The 19,267-nt window shown below is 70.0% G+C and carries 20 protein-coding genes; 13 read left to right on the forward strand and 7 right to left on the reverse strand.

All coding sequences use genetic code 11. The features are described 5' to 3' along the window. The first annotated feature begins 709 nt into the window (after positions 1-709). The 8 genes from kdpB (ABT186_RS44230) to ABT186_RS44260 all read left to right on the forward strand — a co-directional run bounded on the left by kdpB (ABT186_RS44230) (position 710) and on the right by ABT186_RS44260 (position 6,717). Positions 710-2,863, forward strand: a complete 2,154-nt coding sequence (gene kdpB / locus ABT186_RS44230) for a potassium-transporting ATPase subunit KdpB (RefSeq protein WP_351930024.1) — start codon at positions 710-712, stop codon at positions 2,861-2,863. 384 nt (positions 2,864-3,247) lie between these two features. Next, entirely contained in the window at positions 3,248-4,057 is an 810-nt protein-coding gene (locus ABT186_RS44235) for an SDR family NAD(P)-dependent oxidoreductase (RefSeq protein WP_351237431.1), read from the forward strand. 31 nt (positions 4,058-4,088) lie between these two features. Then, positions 4,089-4,166 carry a 50S ribosomal protein bL37 gene (locus ABT186_RS48195; protein ID WP_502973513.1) on the forward strand — a complete coding sequence of 26 codons (78 nt, stop codon included), beginning with the start codon at positions 4,089-4,091 and terminating at the stop codon, positions 4,164-4,166. A 112-nt stretch (positions 4,167-4,278) separates the two neighbouring features. Beyond that, entirely contained in the window at positions 4,279-5,055 is a 777-nt protein-coding gene (locus ABT186_RS44240) for a GNAT family N-acetyltransferase (RefSeq protein WP_351930027.1), read from the forward strand. 28 nt (positions 5,056-5,083) lie between these two features. Next, positions 5,084-5,449: a hypothetical protein gene (locus ABT186_RS44245; protein ID WP_351237427.1), complete on the forward strand. Its 366-nt coding sequence runs from the start codon at positions 5,084-5,086 to the stop codon at positions 5,447-5,449. A gap of 102 nt (positions 5,450-5,551) precedes the next feature. Beyond that, positions 5,552-6,070: a hypothetical protein gene (locus tag ABT186_RS44250; protein ID WP_351930029.1), complete on the forward strand. Its 519-nt coding sequence runs from the start codon at positions 5,552-5,554 to the stop codon at positions 6,068-6,070. A gap of 132 nt (positions 6,071-6,202) precedes the next feature. Then, the gene (locus ABT186_RS44255; RefSeq protein WP_351237423.1) at positions 6,203-6,475 is read left to right on the forward strand and encodes a Na+/H+ antiporter NhaA; all 273 of its coding nucleotides are present in this window, start codon (positions 6,203-6,205) and stop codon (positions 6,473-6,475) included. Further along, on the forward strand, positions 6,460-6,717 hold the full coding sequence (locus tag ABT186_RS44260; RefSeq protein ID WP_351930031.1) for a hypothetical protein: 258 nt from the start codon (positions 6,460-6,462) through the stop codon (positions 6,715-6,717). Before ABT186_RS44255 ends, ABT186_RS44260 begins: the two co-directional genes overlap by 16 nt. 278 nt (positions 6,718-6,995) lie before the next feature. On the opposite strand, the gene kdpA is transcribed toward ABT186_RS44260, so the two are convergent. From kdpA to ABT186_RS44295, 7 genes are all read right to left on the reverse strand, one after another. Next, entirely contained in the window at positions 6,996-8,645 is a 1,650-nt protein-coding gene (gene kdpA, locus ABT186_RS44265) for a potassium-transporting ATPase subunit KdpA (RefSeq protein ID WP_351236210.1), read from the reverse strand. A 5-nt stretch (positions 8,646-8,650) separates the two neighbouring features. Further along, on the reverse strand, positions 8,651-9,508 hold the full coding sequence (locus tag ABT186_RS44270; protein ID WP_351930033.1) for a potassium-transporting ATPase subunit C: 858 nt from the start codon (positions 9,506-9,508) through the stop codon (positions 8,651-8,653). Positions 9,509-9,536: 28 nt separating this feature from the next. Further along, a complete protein-coding gene (gene kdpB, locus ABT186_RS44275) occupies positions 9,537-11,702 on the reverse strand; it encodes a potassium-transporting ATPase subunit KdpB (RefSeq protein WP_351930035.1) in 2,166 nt (721 codons plus the stop codon). Beyond that, complete coding sequence (gene kdpF / locus ABT186_RS44280; protein ID WP_351236204.1) at positions 11,702-11,803, reverse strand: K(+)-transporting ATPase subunit F; 102 nt, start codon at positions 11,801-11,803, stop codon at positions 11,702-11,704. Before kdpF ends, kdpB (ABT186_RS44275) begins: the two co-directional genes overlap by 1 nt. 87 nt (positions 11,804-11,890) lie before the next feature. Then, complete coding sequence (gene lysA / locus ABT186_RS44285; protein WP_351236202.1) at positions 11,891-13,225, reverse strand: diaminopimelate decarboxylase; 1,335 nt, start codon at positions 13,223-13,225, stop codon at positions 11,891-11,893. 15 nt (positions 13,226-13,240) lie between these two features. Continuing rightward, the gene (locus tag ABT186_RS44290) at positions 13,241-13,576 is read right to left on the reverse strand and encodes an SAV_915 family protein (RefSeq protein WP_351236200.1); all 336 of its coding nucleotides are present in this window, start codon (positions 13,574-13,576) and stop codon (positions 13,241-13,243) included. 543 nt (positions 13,577-14,119) lie between these two features. Beyond that, complete coding sequence (locus ABT186_RS44295) at positions 14,120-15,232, reverse strand: tyrosine-type recombinase/integrase (protein WP_502973514.1); 1,113 nt, start codon at positions 15,230-15,232, stop codon at positions 14,120-14,122. Positions 15,233-16,002: 770 nt separating this feature from the next. Between ABT186_RS44295 and ABT186_RS44300 the strand changes: the two genes are divergently transcribed. From ABT186_RS44300 to ABT186_RS44320, 5 genes are all read left to right on the forward strand, one after another. Then, positions 16,003-16,566, forward strand: coding sequence for a winged helix-turn-helix domain-containing protein (locus ABT186_RS44300; protein ID WP_351236196.1), 564 nt, complete (start codon positions 16,003-16,005; stop codon positions 16,564-16,566). 19 nt (positions 16,567-16,585) lie between these two features. Further along, a complete protein-coding gene (locus ABT186_RS44305; RefSeq protein ID WP_351236194.1) occupies positions 16,586-17,815 on the forward strand; it encodes an acyl-CoA dehydrogenase family protein in 1,230 nt (409 codons plus the stop codon). A gap of 113 nt (positions 17,816-17,928) precedes the next feature. Continuing rightward, positions 17,929-18,132: a hypothetical protein gene (locus ABT186_RS44310; protein ID WP_351236192.1), complete on the forward strand. Its 204-nt coding sequence runs from the start codon at positions 17,929-17,931 to the stop codon at positions 18,130-18,132. A gap of 7 nt (positions 18,133-18,139) precedes the next feature. Then, positions 18,140-18,598 (forward strand): RrF2 family transcriptional regulator, encoded by a 459-nt coding sequence (locus ABT186_RS44315; protein WP_351930039.1) that lies wholly within the window; start codon positions 18,140-18,142, stop codon positions 18,596-18,598. Between the two features lie 141 nt (positions 18,599-18,739). Then, complete coding sequence (locus ABT186_RS44320) at positions 18,740-18,841, forward strand: putative leader peptide (RefSeq protein WP_351236189.1); 102 nt, start codon at positions 18,740-18,742, stop codon at positions 18,839-18,841. Positions 18,842-19,267 lie beyond the last annotated feature (426 nt).

Genomic DNA, 19,267 nt, shown 5'->3' on the forward strand with positions numbered 1-19,267 from the left:
GCCCGTGGCCGCGCGCAGAAGACGCACCCGCGCGGGCACGGATGCCCAGTAGCGGCGGCGCAGAGCGGCCCGCGCGGCCACGGTCCGTGGCCGCAGGCGCAGCCCCGGACCCGGTCCAGCCGTCCGCGAATACCCTCGTCTCCGCGGTCCGGGGCTGCCCCCGGGGTGGGCGACCACCTCTCTCCGTGGCGGTGCTCCTTGCTCGGTCCGAGGACCCTGCGCTGATCCGGCCGTGAGAGTCACGGTCCCTCCAACGTCACTGCCACGGACGGTCGCCCGTCCCCCGTTGGTGATCAGTCTGCGACGCGATTCAGCCACCGGCGGCTGACATTGACGGGCTCCTGATGGTCTCCCAGCCTTGTTTGACGGCACTTTGACAGCGTCGGCGTCCGAGTCGTATGAGTGCCGCCAATTCCCTCCGAAACAGGGCAGCCTCGGCGGGCAACGAGGCTAGATTCGCTGTCGGCCGCCGAAGGGGAGCCGCGGACGTCAGCGGCTCCCACGGCTGATGAGTACCGCTCCGAAGCGACGCGACGGCGGTCCGGTGCACGCCCGAAGGGCAGACACCCGCGCACGGCGTCTGTCGCCGTCCCATCGTCGGGCTCCGTGTGCCACCGTGCGGCGCCGGGGCCCCGGCGCCGCACGGACCTCTGGCCGCTGTCCCAGGCGCCAGTCCGTCCCTGTCCTCCATCGAGACACGAAGGTGTCCATGCTCTCCGCTGCCCCCGACCAGGCACCACCGGCACACCCCCGACCCGGTATCCGGAACGGACCGGATCGAAGGCCGAGGCGACGCGCGCCGAGCGGGCTGTTCGAGCCGGCCCAGCTCGTCCGTTCCTTCCCCGAGGCGCTTCGCAAGCTGCACCCACGCGTCCTGGTGAAGAACCCGGTGCTGTTCGTCGTCTCCGTCGGAGCGGTCCTCACCACCCTGTCGGCGTTATTGCACCCCGCCGTCTTCACCTGGGTCATCAGCCTCTGGCTGTGGCTGACGGTCGTCTTCGCCAACCTCGCCGAGGCCGTCGCCGAGGGCCGCGGCAAGGCGCAGGCCGAGTCGCTGCGCAGGGCCCGTACGGACACGGTCGCGCTGCGGCTCGAACACTGGAGCTACGGTACGAACCTCGCCACGGCCCGCACGGAGGCCGTCGCCGCCACCGACCTGAAACCGCTGGACGTCGTGCTGGTCGAGGCCGGCGAGATGATCCCGGCGGACGGAGACGTCATCGACGGCGTCGCCGCCGTGGACGAATCCGCCGTCACCGGTGAATCGGCCCCCGTGATCCGGGAATCGGGCGGCGACCGCAGCGGTGTCACGGGCAGTACGACGGTGCTGTCCGACCGGATCGTCGTCCGGGTCAGCGCCCGCCCCGGGCACAGCTTCCTGGACCGGATGATCGCGCTGGTGGAGGGCGCCTCCCGGCAGAAGACCCCGAACGAGATAGCGCTCAACATCCTGCTGGCCTCGCTGACCATCATCTTCCTGCTGGTCGTGGTCACACTCCAGCCGATGGGTGACTACGCGGGCGCCGCCCAGTCGACGACCGTGCTGGTCGCGCTCCTCGTCACCCTCATTCCGACCACGATCGGCGCCCTGCTCTCCGCGATCGGCATCGCCGGCATGGACCGGCTGGTGCAGCGCAACGTCCTCGCCATGTCCGGCCGTGCGGTCGAGGCCGCGGGCGATGTCAACACTCTGCTGCTCGACAAGACCGGCACCATCACCCTCGGCAACCGCGAGGCCGCCGCCTTCATCCCGCTTCCCGGCATCGACGAACGTCAACTGGCCGACGCGGCCCAGCTCTCCTCGCTGGCCGACGAGACCCCGGAGGGCCGCTCCGTCGTCGTCCTCGCCAAGAACGGGTACGGCCTGAGGGCACCCGCCGAGGGCGAATTGGCGAACGCCCGCTGGGTGGCCTTCAGCGCGCAGACCCGGATGAGCGGCGTGGACCTGCGCTGGGACAACGGGGCGATGTGCGCCATCCGCAAGGGCGCGGCCCAGCAGGTGATCGAGTGGGTACAGATGTACGGCGGCCAGGTGCCGCCTGAGGCGCGACTCTACGCCGATGCCGTGGCCGCCTCCGGGGGGACGCCGCTGCTGGTCGCGGTGCACGACTGGGACGGGCCGCGTGTCCTCGGCCTGATCCACCTCAAGGACGTCGTCAAGGACGGCATCCGCGAACGCTTCGCCGAACTGCGCCGCATGGGCATCAAGACGGTCATGATCACGGGTGACAACCCGCTGACCGCGAAGGCGATCGCCGAGGAGGCGGGCGTCGACGACTACCTGGCCGAGGCCACCCCCGAGGACAAGCTCGCCCTGATCAGACGCGAACAGGAGGGCGGCAAGCTGGTCGCCATGACCGGTGACGGCACCAACGACGCCCCCGCGCTCGCGCAGGCGGACGTCGGCGTGGCCATGAACACCGGCACGTCGGCCGCCAAGGAGGCCGGCAACATGGTCGACCTCGACTCCAACCCGACCAAGCTCATCGAGATCGTCGAGATCGGCAAGCAACTCCTCATCACGCGCGGTGCGTTGACGACGTTCTCCATCACCAACGACGTGGCCAAGTACTTCGCCATCATCCCGGCGATGTTCGCGGGCTCGTACCCGGGCCTGGAGTCGCTGAACGTGATGGGCCTGCACAGCCCAACCTCCGCGATCACCTCCGCGATCATCTTCAACGCGCTGATCATCGTCGCCCTGATCCCGCTCGCCCTGCGCGGGGTGCGCTACACCCCGTCCTCCGCGCACGACCTGCTGCGCCGCAACCTGCTCGTCTACGGCCTCGGCGGTCTCGTCCTGCCCTTCGTGGGCATCAAGCTGATCGACCTGCTGATCTCGGGGGTGCCCGGCCTTGGGTGAACCGCGTCCAGCCACCTGGCTCGCCCGTCAAGGTCCCGTATGCCCACGTCAGGGCCCCGTCAGAGAACGGTGTTTCGGCTTGCCCGGAATGTGCGGCACGGCTTCCATGGACCTCGTGAACAGCGCCTGGCTTCTCTTCGACCGGCCGCCGAGTCCCACTCGGCCGTCGCGTCGCGAGCCGCGCTGACCGGAAGCGCCCGCGCCACGCCGGCATCGCGTCCCGCCGACGCCACGCCGCGCTGACGCCGCGTCCCGCCGACGCCGCTTTCCGTGACCCGAGGGGCGCCGTGATCGGCTCCGGCGTCCCTCGTTCATCCTTTCTCACCGCACGTCCACCGCCCCTCGCGGGGCCGCGTCGGCGTGCCCGCAACCCCGGATGGGATCATGTCCAACTCCACACTTTCGTCCCGTACCGTCCTGGTGACCGGCGCCACCTCCGGCATCGGCTACGAGACCGCAAGGCAGCTCGCCGAGCGCGGCGCCACCGTGCTGCTGCACGGCCGTACCGCCGACGAGACCCGGGCCGCCGCCGACCGCCTGGTCGCCACGGCCGGCGTCGACAGCGGTCAACTGTGCACCTATGCGGCCGACTTCGCGCGCCTGGACGAGGTCGAGACCTTCGCGCACAAGGTGGTCGCCGAGCACCCGCACCTCGACGTCCTCGTCAACAACGCGGGCATGGCGGCCCCGGAGCGGCACACCGTGACCGCCGACGGCAACGAGATCGCCTTCCAGGTCAACTTCCTCGCCCACTACCTGCTGACGTGCCTGCTGGAGCCGGCCCTCACCAGCGACCCGGGCGGACGCGTCGTCAACGTCTCCTCCTCCCTGCACCGCACCGGGTCGATCCAGTGGGCCGACCCGAACCGCGCCCGCCGCTACTCCCGGCTCGCCGCCTACGCCCAGTCCCAGCTCGCCCTCACGGTGTTCGCGGCCGACCCGCGGGTCACCGCCGTCTCCGTTCACCCCGGCGTCTGCGACACGGCGCTGCTCCCGCTCTACGCCCACCAGGGCGTCTCCCCCGCCGAGGGCGCCGCGCACGTCGTCCGGCTCTGCGACCCGGCCGTAGAGATCGTCAACGGCGCCTACTACGACCGCGACGAGCGTGTCGACCCGGCCCCGGCCGCGACCGAGGACCGCACGATCCGCCGCCTGAACAAGCTCGCGGACCTGTTGGTCGGCCGCACCGCTTGAAGGACCGTCCCCGGAACAGGAGTTGACGTACGTGTCCAAGCGCGCCCGCAAGAAGAAGGCCCGTCGCAAGAAGAAGGCGAACCACGGCAGCAAGGCTTGTCAGAGCTGACGAGGAAGAGGGCGGCGTATGCCGCCCACCTCAGGGCGGGCGACAGGGATCACTACTGCTCCGGTCGCCCGCCCGATCCGTACCCCGTCCCCATCAACCCCACGAGGCATTGATGATCGAGATCTCGCCGCCGGACGCACGGGCGCTAGCACGCTGGTTCCCCACCCACTCCCCCGGCCCCGCCACGATCGGCGAGCACGTACTGGCCACCGGCATCGGCCGTTGGTGGGGCGACAGGCCCGTCCAGCCGAGGGCGGTCGCCGTCTCCTGCGCCGGCCACGCCGTGCTCCGCGGCAGCCCGGAGGACCTCACGCCGGAGCTCCTCGCCCCTCTGGCCGGCAACCGCGTCGAAACCCCGGCACGGTTCCTGCCCGCCCTCGGTGCCGCCTTCGACCGGCTCACCCCCTGGGAGCGCATGGTCTGGACGCTCCAGGCCACGCCCCAGCCCGCCACCGTCCCGCGCGCAGTGACCGTACGGCGCCTGGAACCGGCGGACGCCGACGCGGTGCGGGCCCTCGGCCCCGACGCATCCTGGCTCTCGGCCAGCTGGGGCGGCCCGCGCGGCCTCGCCGCCTCCGGCCACGCCTGGGCGGCGGTGGGCCGCACCGGCCGAATCCAGGCAGTGGCCTGCACCTACTTCCGCGGCACCGGCTACGAGGACGTGGCCGTCCACACCGTCCTCGATCACAGACGCCAGCACCTCGCCCTGGCCTGCGTCACCTCCCTGTGCGCGGACATCACCTCCCGCGGCCACACGCCCAGCTGGAACTGCTCCCTCCACAACCGCGCCAGCCGCCTCCTGGCCTGGAACGCCGGATTCCGCCTGGTCCGCGAGTACGTCCACTACGCCGTCGGGAGCCCCGTGGCACACCACCGGCTCAGCGCCTAGCGTCGACCCCGACAAGAAGGAGATCCCGGTGTCCAGGAAACCCCCGCTGCTCACCGTGCCGATCCTGGAAGGCAGCCATGAGCTGACGATCACCCGGCTGCAGCACGAGGACGACTCCTTCACCCTCCACTACCGGATCACACCGCCGCTCCCCGAGGCCGACGCCGGGACCCTCGTACTCCCGCTCATCGAGGCCCTGGACGACCTCGGCAACGAGTACGACGACCGCGGTGGCGCCTACGGCACCCATCCGGACGGCACCCACACCGACGGCAGCCTCACCGCCCAGCCCTCGCTGCATCCGGGCGCGAGCAGCCTGCGGGTCCGCATCACCTGGCTGCGGGGCGGCAAGGAGACGTCGTACGACATGACACTGAGCGTCCCCACCGGCTGAGCCGTGGCGCGCGTAAGAATCCCGTCAAGATCGGCGCGTGTGGCGTCAGGACTCCGTATGCAGCGGTCGCCCGGCCCTGTGGGCCCGCCTACCGTCAGTGACATGCGACGGAATGGACCAGTGGGCCCGGCCAGCGACCGCCACTGGCGTGGCAGCGCCCGGCTCGCGGTCACCTGCGCCGTGCTGTTCACTGCACTGGCCTTCACCGTCGACTGGGACGCCGGCACCCTGACGGCGCCACGCGCCCTGCTCTGGGTGGCCCTGTCGACCGCGGTGTGCGCCGTCCTGCTGCCGCACCGAGTGAGTGCGGGGCCGGGCTGGCTGGCAGTCCGCACACCCTGGCGTCGGCTCGTCGTCCACACGGACGCGCTGGCGGCCGTACGGCAGTACGACGGTGTCTCTTCGCATCTGGTCCTGCGGGACGTCCACGGTCACCGCCTGGAACTCGATCCCCGCGTCCTTGCCGCCAACCCGCTGATCTGGCACGAACTCGATACAGGCGTACGCCGCTCCATCGAGCGCGGCACACTGCACCGCGGAGCAGACGTCCTGGAGCGACTCGGACATCGGATCGACGACGAGACCACGCAGGCGGTCCTCAGGGCCTCCGGGCTCTCCTGACCGAGCCCACAGGCGCATGGCAAGTGCGGGCCGGCTGATCGAACCCGTCACAGAACTGGACTGCCGCCTCACCTTCGCAGCGCATCTGTGGGCCGGTAAACCGACGTGCCAAGAGCCGGAGATGTCTCCTTCGTGTCTGCCGTCAAGCGGATCGCCCGGCTCGCCTGGGTGGACATCGCCGGTATCGGCGTGCTGGCGGGGATCGGCTTCACCGCCTCCCTGCTCTTCGCGGAACTCTCCTACGACAGCCCTGACTACCTCACCGAGGCCAAGGGTGCCGTCCTCCTCGCCTCCGCCGCGTCGTCGGTGATGGCCGCGCTCGTCCTGGGGTGCCGCAGCCGCCACTATCATCGCGGCACTCAGCGGTTGGAAGACGAACGGGGGACAACGTGGACGCAGGACTGATCGCTCCCGTCGTCATTGCCGCCGCCCTCGTCATCCGCACTGCCATCGCCGAACTCCGCGCCCCCGGCACTACCCGCGCCACGTGGGCCTTCACCCACGACCCGGCCGCGGTGGCCGCGGGCATCACGGTCACGGGCGTGGCCGCTCTCAGCGGCGGGGGTTGGCCGTCCCTGGCCTGGGGCCTGCTGGCTGGGGCGCTGACCGGGCACCTCGTGCACCAGGCCCGCCACCGTCGCCGGTGACACGGACCGACTGCCACGCGCGTGGACCCCTATCTGGATCTGGCCTCCCGCGTATACCCGCGCGGCTCAAAGCGACCAGGTGCGAGCCTGAACGCTGTGCGCCCCGAGAACGATCCCGAGTCCAGCGGGTCGGTCCCGGCCGCCAGGCCGAGCGGTCGGCACCCGCCAGGGAGCTCGACGGTGGGCGCCAGTGCCCTCCGGCCAGCGTCTGCGCGCGCATGGTGTCGGCCCGGTCGGGTCGGCCGGCGAGGGAGGGAAGGCCGACCCGACCGGGGGTCTTACAGCAACCCCTCCGCCAGCGGCCCGAGGGAGAGGGCCGGCAGGAAGTTGAGCAGCGCCAGGATGAGGGCGGCTCCGGTGGCCAGGGCGACGAAGTTGACGCCGCGGGCCTGCAGGGTGCCGACGGTGACGACGCCGGGCTCCTGACGGGCGAGCCGGCCGGCGAGGGCGAGCAGGAACACCATCGGGACGTAGCGGCCGATCAGCATCGCCGCCACCATCAGCAGGTTGTGGAAGTCGGTGGCGCCGTTGAAGCCCGCCATCGCGCTGCCGTTGCTGTTGACGTTCGAGGTGTAGGCGTACACCAACTCGGCAAGGCCGTGCGGTCCCGGGTTGCCCATGGACGACTGTCCGTCGCCGAGCGCGACCGCGAGGGCGGCACAACCCAGGATGGCCGTCGGGGCGACCAGCGCGTACAGGACGACGTAGCGCATCTCGGGGAACCCGATGCGCTTGCGCAGGTATTCGGGCGTGCGGCCGACCATCAGGCCGCCGATGAAGACCGCGATCATCACGGCCATGATCAGGCCGTACAGTCCGCTGCCGGTGCCGCCGGGGGCGATCTCGCCGAGCATCATCGCCGACAGCAGCACCCCTCCGCCGAGGCTGGAGAAGCTGTCGTACGACGCGTTCGCCGCGCCGTCCGCCGAGCCGGTGGCCGCGATGCCGAAGAGCGTCGAGCCGGGAACGCCGAACCGGGTCTCGGTGCCCTCGTACTGCCCGCCGACCGCCTGCGTCACGGTGCCGTTGTGTGCGCTCTGCGCGAGGGTGCCGACGGCCAGGAGCAGGCCGAAGAGGATGCCGACGACCGCGAGGAGCGTCCAGCTCTGCCGCAGGGAGCCGATCATGCGGCCGTAGGTGCGGATGAAAGCAGTCGGGATCAGCAGCATCAGCACGATCTCGATCGCGTTGGTGATCGAGGACGGATTCTCGAAGGGGTGCGCGCTGTTGGCGTTGAAGATGCCGCCGCCGTCGCCGGACATCAGCTTGAGCGGTTCCCAGGAGCCGACCGGGCCGCCGAGCAGGGTCTGCTGCCCGCCCGCGAGGGTGGTGGCGGTGTGGGGACCGGCGAGGTTCTGCGGTACGCCGAGGGCGATCAGGACGATGCCGAAGACGATCGACAGGGGGAGGATGATCCGGAAGATGGTGCGGATCAGGTCGACCCAGAAGTTGCCGAGTCGGTCGGTGTCGCGGCGCACCAGACCCCGGATCAGGGCGAGCGCGGCGCAGATGCCAACAGCTGCGGAGGCGAACGCCTGCACGCCCAGGCCCGCCATCACCGCGAGATGGCCGGTGGTGGACTCGCCCGCGTAGTTCTGCCAGCTGGTGTTGGTGGTGAAGCTGACCGCCGTGTGCAGGGCGAGCCGCCACGGCATGCCCCCGTGACCGGTGGACCAGGGCAGCTTGCCCTGGAGGGTGAAGAGGGCGAAGAGCGCGGCGATACCCACGAGGCTGAAGGCCAACAGGGCGAACAGGTAGTGCCGCCAGTCCTGTTCGGCGTCCGGGTCGATGCCGCAGACCTTGTAGAGGGCGCGCTCGGCACGCTTGTGGGGGCCGCCGTCGAGGGCGCGCGCCAGGTAGTCGCCGAGCGGGACGTGAAGTCCGACGACGACCGCGAGGATCAGGGTGGCCTGGAGCCAGCCGTACATGGTGTTCAGGCCCCCTTGGCCGAGACGGGATGGGTGCGGTCGAGGGCTGCGTTCAGCTCGATCACGTTGACGGCGGGTTCGCCCAGGATGCCGAGGCCGCGGCCGCTGGTGTACTTCTCGACCAGCTTGCGCACGGCGGCCTCGCTCATCCCGCGTTCGCGGGCGACGCGCGGGGTCTGCAGCTCGGCGTAGGCGGGGCTGATCTGCGGGTCGAGGCCGCTGCCGCTCGCGGTGACCGCGTCGGCGGGGACCTTCGGGTGGGCGGGTGCGGTGCCGCGGATCGGGGTGACCACGGCCTTGCCGTAGTCGGTACCGGGCTCGGCGCACTCGACCGTCACCCCCTCGTAGGCGGCGAGGAAGGGCTTGGCGGGGCACGCCTGGTCGAGGCTGACCACGCGGGTGGCCTTCCCGGTCGTACCGCCGTCGCGGAACACGCCGAGGACGGCTCCGACGCCGTCGGCCGTGCAGTAGGGGCGGGAGCCGTCGACGTGCTCCAGCTCGCCCACCGCCGCGCTGCGCGCGCAGACCTGGGTGAGCAGGCTCTGCTTGCCGGAGTCGGGCTGCCCCTTGACCGGCAGGACGTCGACGGTCGACTCCGGGCCGAGGTTGCCAGCCGCGGAGGCCGAGGCGTCGTAGCCGGTGCCGGCATTGGAGGGCCGGGTCTGGAAGTAGTACGGGATCGGGTTGCCCTTCTTGTCGAGGAAGGACTGGCCGATCAGGGCGCGGCGGCCCTGCGCGTCGTCGTGCAGGCCGGGAGCCTGGGCGAGCGCGGTCATCGCCAGCGGGTAGGCCAGGCCGAGGACCAGTGTGAGCACGATGACCACCCGGATCGCAGCCACATGGTGGCCCACCCAGGAGGGCATTCTGGAAAGGAGGTTCATGGTCGGGCCCTCATATCCCGGGGATGAACTGGACGACGGCGACGTCGATGAATTTGATCGCGAGGAAGGGCAGGATCAGCCCGCCGAGGCCGTAGATCCACAGGTTGCGGGTGAGCAGGGCGTCGGCGCTGCTGGGCCGGTAGCGCACACCGCGCAGGGCCAGCGGGATCAGCGCGACGATGATCACGGCGTTGAAGATGACGGCCGACAGGATCGCCGAGGTCGGCGAGTGCAGCCGCATGATGTTGATCGCGTCGAGCGCCGGATAGACCCCGCCGAACATCGCCGGGAGGATCGCGAAGTACTTGGCGATGTCGTTGGCGACGGAGAACGCAGTCAACGCCCCCCGGGTGATGAGGAGTTGCTTGCCGATCTCGACGATGTCGATGATCTTCGTGGGGTCGGAGTCGAGGTCGACCATGTTGCCGGCCTCCTTGGCGGCCGACGTGCCGGTGTTCATGGCCACCCCGACGTCGGCCTGCGCGAGGGCCGGGGCGTCGTTGGTGCCGTCGCCGGTCATGGCGATCAGATGGCCGCCGGCCTGTTCCTTCTTGATCAGGGCGAGCTTGTCCTCGGGGGTCGCCTCGGCCAGGTAGTCGTCCACGCCCGCCTCCGCGGCGATGGCGCGGGCGGTGACCGGGTTGTCGCCCGTGATCATGACGGTGCGGATGCCCATCCGGCGCAGCTCGGCGAAGCGTTCCTTCAGTCCCGGTTTGACGACGTCCTTGAGGTGGACGACGCCGAGCAGCCGGGCCAGTCCCTCACCGGTGCACTCGGCCACGGCGAGCGGGGTGCCCCCGGAGGCCGAGACCTGCTCGACGCAGGCGTCCAGGGCCACGGGAACCGTGCCGCCGTTGTCCTCGACCCAGCCCGCCACCGCGGAGGCCGCGCCCTTGCGCAGCCGACGGCCGCCGGGCAGGTCCACGCCGGACATCCGGGTGACGGCGGAGAACGGCACCCACTCAGCGTCCTCGGGCGCCTCCCGCTCCAGCGCGAACTGCTCGCGTACGTACGTGACGATGGAGCGGCCCTCCGGCGTCTCGTCGGCAAGGCTCGACAGCAGTGCGGCGTCCGCGAGTTGCCGGCCCCGCACCGCGCCCAGTGGCACCAGCTCGCTCGCGCGCCGGTTGCCGAAGGTGATCGTTCCGGTCTTGTCGAGCAGCAGGGTGTTCACGTCACCGGCCGCCTCGACGGCACGGCCCGACATGGCGAGGACGTTGCGCTGCACCAGCCGGTCCATGCCGGCGATGCCGATCGCGGAGAGCAGCCCGCCGATGGTCGTGGGGATCAGGCAGACCAGCAGCGAGACGAGCACGATTCCGGTGACGCCGTCGGCGCCCAGCGCAGCGGTGTCGTGCGCGGCCGCCATGAAGCCCTTGGAGAAGATCGCCATCGGCTGGAGCGTGAGGACCGCCACCACGAAGACGAACGTCATCATCACCAGCAGCAGGTTCAGGGCGAGTTCGTTCGGCGTCTTCTGCCGGTCGGCACCCTCCACCAGGGAGATCATCCGGTCCAGGAAGGACTCGCCGGGCTCCTGTGTGATGCGTACGACGATCCGGTCCGACAGCACGCGCGTGCCGCCGGTGACGGCCGAGCGGTCGCCGCCCGACTCACGGATCACGGGCGCGGACTCTCCGGTGATCGCCGACTCGTCGATGCTGGCGACGCCCTCGATGACGTCGCCGTCACCGGGGACCAGCTCCCCGGCCTCGACGACAACGAGGTCACCGCGGCGCAGCTCTCCCGCTCCGACGGGCTCCTCGACGTACGACCCCGCGGCCACTCCCGGTTCCCAGCCTGACAGCCGGCGCGCGACCGTCTGGCGGCGCATGCCGCGCAATGTGTCGGCCTGGGCCCGGCCCCGGCTCTCGGCGACGGCCTCGGCGAGGTTCGCGAAGACCACCGTCAGCCACAACCAGGCGGTGATCAACCAGCCGAACAACGAGGGGTGAGCGATCGCGAGACCCGTGGTCAGGGCCGCGCCGATCTCGGTGACGAACATGACCGGATTGCGGGCCAGCGTCACCGGGTTGAGCTTGCGCAGCGCGGCGGGCAACGCCGGCCACAGCTGCTTCGGTTCGAGGAGCCCGGCACCGATACGCCGGGTGGGGCCCGGATCGGGTGGTCGTACGGCGTCGTCGGGTTTCTCTCTCACGGGTGCGGGCGCGGTCATCAGAAGCGCTCCGGCTTGATCAGGGCTACCACGAGGTAGGCCAGCAGGCCGATCGCGACGATCAGCCCGACGATGTTCTCGGCGGTCAACGGGGACCTCACATGTCGTACGAGTGGGGATGATGGGCGCACCTCCGGGCGAGGGCCGGGCCATGGCTCGCCCGGAGGTGGATCGGGGGTGGCGCGGGGCTAGAGGCCCACGTCGCGGTTGCGGATGTCGTCCAGCGACTCCCGGCGCACGAGCAGCCGGGCGTGTCCGTCGCGGACTGCGGCGACGGGCGGGCGGCCGACCAGGTTGTATCCGGAGGCCATGGACAGGTGGTAAGCGCCGGCGACGGGGACGGCGAGCAGGTCTCCGGCATGGACGTCGTCGGGGAGGTCCACATCCGTAGCCAGCACGTCACCGGCTTCGCAGTGCCGCCCCACCACGGTCACGGAGACCCTGACCGCACTGCCGCGCCGCCCCACCAGGCGGGGCGAGTAACGGACGCCGTACAGAGCCGGTCGCGGGTTGTCGCTCATGCCGCCGTCGACGGCCACGAACGTGTGCTCGCCGGTGCGCTTGACGGACAGCACCCGGTACAGCGCGACGCCGGCCGGTCCGGCGATGGCCCGGCCCGGCTCGACGACCAGGCGCGGGACGGTGAGCCCGGCCGTCGCACACGCCTCGACCAGTTCGGCACGGACCTTGCGGGCCAGCGTGGTCAGGTCCAGGGCCGGCTCGCCGGGGCGGTAGGCGATGCCGTGCCCGCCGCCCAGGTCGAGCTCGGGCAGGACGAGACCGTGCTGCTCGTACAGGCGGGCCATCAGGCCGACCATGCGGCGCACGGCGGCCAGGTACGGCTTGACCGTGGTGATCTGCGAGCCCAAGTGGCAGTGCAGGCCGGTGAGTTCGAGCTGCGGCTGGTCCAGGATCCGGGCGATGGCGTGCTGGGCGTAGCCGTCGGAGATGCTGAGACCGAACTTCTGGTCCTCGGTACCGGTGCGGATCTTGTCGTGGCCGCCGGCGCTGATCCCGGGCACGACGCGGACCATGACCTTCTGGTGCCCGTCGGGCCCGACGGCGGCGGCCAGCCGGGCGATCTCCGACGGACTGTCGATGACGATACGCCCCACGCCCAGCCGCAGGGCGGTCTCCAGGTCGTGCGGGGACTTGGCGTTGCCGTGCAGCACGATCCGCTCGGCGGGGAACCCGGTGGTGACCGCGAGCTCCAGCTCGCCGGCCGAGCACACGTCGAGCCCCAGGCCCTCCTCGTCCATCCAGTGGACCATCGCGCGGCACAGGAACGCCTTGGCCGCGTACAGGATCTCGGCGTCGGGGAACGTGTCCCGGTAGGTACGGCAGCGGTCGCGGACCTCGGCCTCGTCCAGGACGTAGACGGGGGTGCCGAAGCGGTCGGCGACCTCCGCGAGGGACACCCCACCCACGGCGAGGTCGCCCGGGCGGAGCTCGGTGGTGGACGCGGGCCACACCGACAGGTCGCTGGTGATCGTGGTGACCGCGGGGTCGTGAACGGTGGTCATCGTGGTCTTCCCCTCTCAGCCGACGCGCAGGGCGAACGCGGGAACGACGGGGTTCACCGGCCGGGGTGCCCGGGCCGTGAACTGGGGATCCACCGTGACGGTGGTGACGCCGAGCGGTTCGGCCAGCGCGCGCAGCGCGGGCTCGGCGAGCCTGATCCACGCCTGCCCGGCGCCGAGCGTCGCGATCAGCCTGTCCTCGGAGGTGAAGCCGACGGCCGTGCGCTCACCGAGGGGTGTGCGGAAGACACGCGTCACACACCCTGACGGGCCCGGCCGGACGGGGACGAACAACGGTCCGGCCGGGAACCGATCAGAAGGTTCCGGGTCTTCGTTGCACAGGTTTTCTGCCATGGGATGCCTCCGAGGGACCCGGGTGGGCCCGGGTCAAGTGGCTTGACGGCCCCGGACACGGGAGGCGGAACGGGGCTCGCCACTGACGCTATGCCCGCCCACCCCGGTCCTCCGCCGGCTCATGACGCGATGCTGACGGGCCTGGGGCGCATGCTGACGTGACGCTGACACCAGCGGCTATCGGCCACCGCGAACAACGTCAGAAGAGCAACGAAAGCCGCGTCCAGTGTCCGAGAGTGTGGTTGTGTTGCGCAGCCTGAGCACCGTCACACATGGGCGACGGCTGGTCTGACTCCCACGAGACGACGTGCGCCTCGTGTCAGCTTCGCCGTCCGGCTGCGAGGGCCCTGCAAGGGCGGCATCGGTATGGCACGCCGGGCCCGGCGTGGAGGGCTCAGCGGGAGCGGCGCAGGAAATAGAACAGCACTACACGTGCGTCTCGCCGAGGAAGCTGCCATGGCCAGGGCCGCACTGGTCGTTGAAGCCCCGCTGGTTGCAGCCGCGGCAAAGCAGGCGAACAACCTTCTGTCCTCAAGGCTCGGATCAAGCTGCTTCCCACAGACCGGCGTCCAGGATTCGGGCTGCCTTGGTGACGCTGCCCGGCATCAGGTGCCGGTAGGTGCGATACGTCTCCTCGATGGACTTGTGGCCCATCCATTCCGCCACGTCGGTGATCGGGATCCCGTTTCCAAGGGCGTTCGAGGCGAAGTAGTGCCGGAAGCTGTACATGCCGACACCGTCCTCCGCAGGGAATGTCTTGAAGAGCTTCTGCACACGGCGGCGTTCCATCGGCTCGGTGTAGTAGCCGCTCGGACCGCGCAGCAAGCAGCCGTCCTTCGTGGCGCCGTGCGTCTCCACGTAGCGTTCCATCGCTTCGCGCACCGAGCGCGGCAGAGGAACCTCCCGGAACTCCCCCGCCTTGCGGTGCTTCAGCTTCGCCGGCTTGTGCGTGTTGGAGTGGATCTGCTCGTGCACCCGGTAGACGTCGTCCGCCACGACGTTGTTGATGTTCACGGCCCGGGCTTCCCCATTTCGCAAGCCGCAGCCCACCATCATGACGATCTCGAGAGCAAGGATGTGATCCGCGGCCGCCAGCGCCGTTTTCACATAGCCGAGGGACGGAATGACCACCTTCTCGCGGACGTACTCCGGCTCCTGGACCCCCTTCACAGGGTCGTCCGCGATGGCTCCCTTGCCGTAAGCGTCCCGCAGGATGGCTTTGAGGACGCGGAATATGTTCACCTGATTTCCGCGGCCCACCCCGTCGGCCTCCAGCTCGTCCAGGAAACGTTCGACCACGATCGGCGTCACGGAGTTCAGCTTTCGCGATCCAAGACGGGGGACGATGTGCACATTGATGGAGCTGTCTACATGCCAGCCCGTGGAGTACTCCGTCATCCTGCGCTGCCGCGGCCGCCACTGCTTCACATATTCCGCGACGGTCTGCTGACCAAGCTCTCGGCGGGCCTCGGCCACGGTCGGCGCCGTTTTCTTCTTCTCCGCGTAGATCTGCGTCAGGCGCTCGATCGCGTCGTCCTGCGCCCCAAAGCCAGCCTCTTCACGCTGCTTGCCGAGAGCATCTCTGAACCGAATCGTGTACGGGTGCGGGCAACGGGTCGGCCTGGAACAACCGCACTCCTTGAAGAACGACCCCATCCCACGGGCGAGCTGACGAGCCACGTATCAAGCCTTCCGAGCAGGGCGCATGGGCGGGACAGCAGGCCCCCTGCCGCGGTGCAGGTCAGCAAGCCGGAAACCGTACGGCCTGATGCTGACCGTTTGCTGACCTGGAGGCGGCAATCAGGGCTCTGACCTGCGGAAACACCCAAACGCTAGATCTTGGACTTGAACATTGCACGAAGCACGGAGAAACTCCCGATGTGTCTGCTCCCTGCCTGCTCTTTGCAGGTCAAGGGCGATCTCCGGAGCGTACAACGATTCGCAGGTCCGGTCAGCTGTCCCCAGGTGTTCCAGGGCTCACACTGACCATTGCCGACCTTCCTGACGAATTAGGTCCGCGGCGAGGAGCGCGGTGCCGATGCCCTCAGGCGGAGGCGACCGACTACCTCAACACCCCGGCTGGAGAGGGCGACCGCGACCGAGGTCCGCCCGGCGGTCAACGACGACCGGTGAGCCCACCCTCGGTGTGGCGTTCCCTACATTTCCTATCGATTTACTGGGAAAGCGTTGACGGCCTCCCAGCAGGGTGCGCAGGATGATGCACATGTCCCACACGCAGCAACGACTCGTTCGTCGTCGGCATGTCGACTTTGGTCACGTCGTCAGCGCCGCCTGCTGTCGCGTGTGAGGCACGCTGTTCTCACGTCGCGCGTGCCACTCCGCTCCTTCTCACTCATCCCAGGCGATCAGGCGCTCCCAAGCCACAGCGCCTGACGGGCCCCACGCACTTCTGAAGGACGACCGCCATGACCACGGCACTTCCGGCCCAGGCCACCCCATCGGATGCACCACTCCCCGACATGCGCCATCTCCGCCTCGTGGGAGACAACGCTCAGGACGGCGACGAGGGACACAGTTCCGCTCCCCTCGTCGGATACCTCGTGCTCGTCCCTGAGGGCACCGATCCCACCCAGCTCTTCGCCAAGGACGTGACACGGCCGGAGATCCGACCGGTCGCCTACATGGACTCACCTCCCGTGCGGCAGACGGGAAGCGACGCCGTCCGTATCGATCCCGCGCGACATGTCGCGGAGGTGGACGGACGCGAACTCGACCTCACCTACCTGGAGTTCGCGCTGCTGGCCCATCTCGTTCTGCATCCCCACCAAGTGCACTCGCGCGACCAGTTGGTGGCCGGCATCTGGGGCTACGACCACATCGGCGACGGCCGCACCGTGGATGTCCACATCGCACGCCTGCGCCGCAAGCTGGGCGCGGCTCACCGGCACCGGATCGTCACGGTACGGCGCGTGGGCTACAAGTACGTGCCCGGCCAGCAAGAGAGCCCCTGCACCACACCTTGCCGTTGACCTGGAGGAGACCACCGCCATGGGCGTTGCCACTGCGCCGTCCGGACCCGCCTCGGAATCCGACCGGACCGGGCCCGGCCGTGCGCACTGGCTGCGCGTGGCCCGCGAGACGGCGGACGACCTGGCCACGGACGCGGTGGCCCGGGAGCAGGCAGGCAAGACCCCGTTCGACGAGGTGTCCCGGCTGCGCGAGGCAGGACTGCTGACGCTCCTCATACCGGCCGAGTCCGGGGGAGGCGGCGCGGACTGGCCCACGGCCTACGCCGTGGTGCGGGACATCGCCGCGGCCGACGGCGCGATCGGTCAACTGCTCGGCTGTCACTACTTCCTGTCATGGAGCGCCCGGTTCCTCACCGAGCCCTCCCGCGCCGCCCAGGTCGAGCGACAGTACGCGGCGGAGCAGTGGTGCTGGGGTGGTGGTTTGGCCCGTCAGGAATCCCCTCTGACGCTGACCAGGACTGGCGGCGGCCAGGTGCTCAACGGTCGGCAGAGCTACTCCACCGGAGTCCTGGTCGCCGACCGCCTCGCCGTGCGTGCCGTACAGGCCGACACCGGCGAACCGCTCGCCGTCGTCGTCGATCCCGCCCGGCAGGGCGTGGGGATCAACGGTGACGCCGACGCATTCGGCCAGCGGCTCGCGGCCGGAGGGAGCGTGGAGTTCGATGCCGTACCGGTTGCCGCCGACGACGTACTCGGTTCCCTCTCCGCGGACGAGGACATTTTGTCACCCCTGGCCGCTCTGATATCACCGGTCGGCCGGCTCCTCTCCGTCCAACTCTGTCTCGGCATGGCCGAGGGAGTGCTCGGCGAAGCCCGGGAGTACAGCCGGGCGGGCCACTCGCCCTCGCACCCCGCCTGGCCGGTCGGCTCTCCCCAGGACCCGCAGGTGCTGGCCGCCTATGGGGAACTCACCGTCCTCACCCGCTCCGCGTCCGCACTCACCGATCAGGCGCTGGAAGCCGTGCACGGCGGGCTGGCACGCGGCGATGACCTCACCTACGACGAGTACGCGGACATCGCCATCCTCGTGGCCATGGCCGAAGCCGCCGCCTCCCGGGCCGCGCAGGAGTCCACAGCCCGCGCCCTCGACATCATCGGCGCCCGCTCGGCCTCCTCGCGGCTGGGCTTCGACCGCTTCTGGCGCAATACCCGGACCCACACCTTGTACGAGCCCGTCGCCCACCGGCTCCGCGACGTCGGCGACTATTTCCTCAACGGCGCGCACCCGCCGTTCGTCCTGCCCGTCTGACCATGACCGGCCGACTCGGAAGCGCCGGATCGGCGTCGACTTCGGCGGCGCGTTCAACGGTGCAGTCGTCAGACTGTCGGCGAACGGGCCCCATCAAGGCGGTCATCACTTGCATGAACACCCTCGGCGCCCACGCCGAGGCCATGCTCGACATCTCTCTGCAGCGAGGCGGTCTGTTCCGGGCGGAGGTCGGCAAGGTCGAGCCCCTCGTGGTGCCTCCGGTCAATACCGAGCAGACGCTGCGTCAGAAGCAGATGGACATGGCCGTGCTCGGCGGCATGCCCGCAGCGGATGCCGACCGAAGCCGTACGGGATAATGGGCGCATGCGGATCTCAGCCAGGGCGGACTACGCGGTACGTGCCGCACTGCAGCTCGCCGCGTCAGGGGATGACGGGCCGCTGAAGGCCGAGGCCATCGCCGACGCCCAGGACATCCCGCACAAGTTCCTCGAAAGCATCCTGAACGACATGCGCCGGGGCGGTCTCGTCCTCAGCCAGCGCGGCGGCAACGGCGGCTACCGGCTGGCCAGGCCCGCCGAGTCCATCAGCATCGCCGACGTCATCCGCGTCGTGGACGGACCGCTGGTCTCGGTGCGCGGGGTCCGCCCTCCGGGGCTGTCCTACACCGGCCCGGCCGAGTCGCTGCTCCCTTTGTGGATCGCACTGCGGTCCAACGTGCGCGAGATCCTCGATGGCGTGTCGCTCGCCGACGTCGCATCCGCCCGACTACCTGCCGAAGTGTCCGCGTTGTCCGATGCCCCAGGAGCATGGGTAAACCCCTGACACGCTGAGCCATTCGCCCCTCATCCCAAATCGCGAGATAGGGCTGTCCAGCATACGAACACCCCCTTGGGATGGACGCTGCCTTCTGCCACGATCCCTAGCAGCCAGATAGGGAAACTAGGGAATTCGGGGGGTGGGGCCATGAGATCAATCAACCGCACGGTCCTCCCGCTGCCCCTGCTGACCTCGCGTCGCCACATCGACTTCGGCCGTACGTCCAGTGCCATCTGTCGGGCCGTCTGAGCCGTCCGCAGAACCCGCCGGCACCGCGCAGAAAACCGCTGGGCTCCCCCACCGTCCCGCCGGCTTCGGCCGGGCTGGTCACCTTCCGCCCACAGCGCCGCCCGGATACCCCGCCCGCATGCTTCGGGCGCGGCACGGCTGTGACGGAGGCGCGGCACCTGCTCCCCCCACGATCCGCTCCTCAGCCCGAGACGGCATTCCTGCTGCCGCGGGTCGGCGAGTGGAGTACAGGTGCGCGCCCGCTGACCTCACACCTCGCCTTTCCGTACCTCCCTGATCATCCATCCCCTGAGAGGACACCTCCGTGTCTGCCGCAAGACCGCTCACCACCCTGCGCACCTTCGCCGTCATAGCGGCGCTCCCGCTCCTGCTGACCGCCTGCGGGTACGGCTCCAAATCCACCGACGACGGCAAGCAGACCCCGGC

Source organism: Streptomyces sp. NPDC001634 (assembly GCF_040298185.1).
GTDB lineage: Bacteria > Actinomycetota > Actinomycetes > Streptomycetales > Streptomycetaceae > Streptomyces.

What these genes read in the sequence shown, in the direction of transcription:
- kdpB (WP_351930024.1), top strand. Translation starts at nt 710, where the DNA reads ATGCTCTCCGCTGCCCCCGACCAGGCACCACCGGCACACCCCCGACCC.
- ABT186_RS44235 (WP_351237431.1), top strand. Translation starts at nt 3,248, where the DNA reads ATGTCCAACTCCACACTTTCGTCCCGTACCGTCCTGGTGACCGGCGCC.
- ABT186_RS44240 (WP_351930027.1), top strand. Translation starts at nt 4,279, where the DNA reads ATGATCGAGATCTCGCCGCCGGACGCACGGGCGCTAGCACGCTGGTTC.
- ABT186_RS44250 (WP_351930029.1), top strand. Translation starts at nt 5,552, where the DNA reads ATGCGACGGAATGGACCAGTGGGCCCGGCCAGCGACCGCCACTGGCGT.
- kdpA (WP_351236210.1), bottom strand. Translation starts at nt 8,645, where the DNA reads ATGTACGGCTGGCTCCAGGCCACCCTGATCCTCGCGGTCGTCGTCGGA.
- ABT186_RS44270 (WP_351930033.1), bottom strand. Translation starts at nt 9,508, where the DNA reads ATGCCCTCCTGGGTGGGCCACCATGTGGCTGCGATCCGGGTGGTCATC.
- kdpB (WP_351930035.1), bottom strand. Translation starts at nt 11,702, where the DNA reads ATGACCGCGCCCGCACCCGTGAGAGAGAAACCCGACGACGCCGTACGA.
- lysA (WP_351236202.1), bottom strand. Translation starts at nt 13,225, where the DNA reads ATGACCACCGTTCACGACCCCGCGGTCACCACGATCACCAGCGACCTG.
- ABT186_RS44290 (WP_351236200.1), bottom strand. Translation starts at nt 13,576, where the DNA reads ATGGCAGAAAACCTGTGCAACGAAGACCCGGAACCTTCTGATCGGTTC.
- ABT186_RS44295 (WP_502973514.1), bottom strand. Translation starts at nt 15,232, where the DNA reads ATGGGGTCGTTCTTCAAGGAGTGCGGTTGTTCCAGGCCGACCCGTTGC.
- ABT186_RS44300 (WP_351236196.1), top strand. Translation starts at nt 16,003, where the DNA reads ATGACCACGGCACTTCCGGCCCAGGCCACCCCATCGGATGCACCACTC.
- ABT186_RS44305 (WP_351236194.1), top strand. Translation starts at nt 16,586, where the DNA reads ATGGGCGTTGCCACTGCGCCGTCCGGACCCGCCTCGGAATCCGACCGG.
- ABT186_RS44310 (WP_351236192.1), top strand. Translation starts at nt 17,929, where the DNA reads ATGAACACCCTCGGCGCCCACGCCGAGGCCATGCTCGACATCTCTCTG.
- ABT186_RS44315 (WP_351930039.1), top strand. Translation starts at nt 18,140, where the DNA reads ATGCGGATCTCAGCCAGGGCGGACTACGCGGTACGTGCCGCACTGCAG.
- ABT186_RS44320 (WP_351236189.1), top strand. Translation starts at nt 18,740, where the DNA reads ATGAGATCAATCAACCGCACGGTCCTCCCGCTGCCCCTGCTGACCTCG.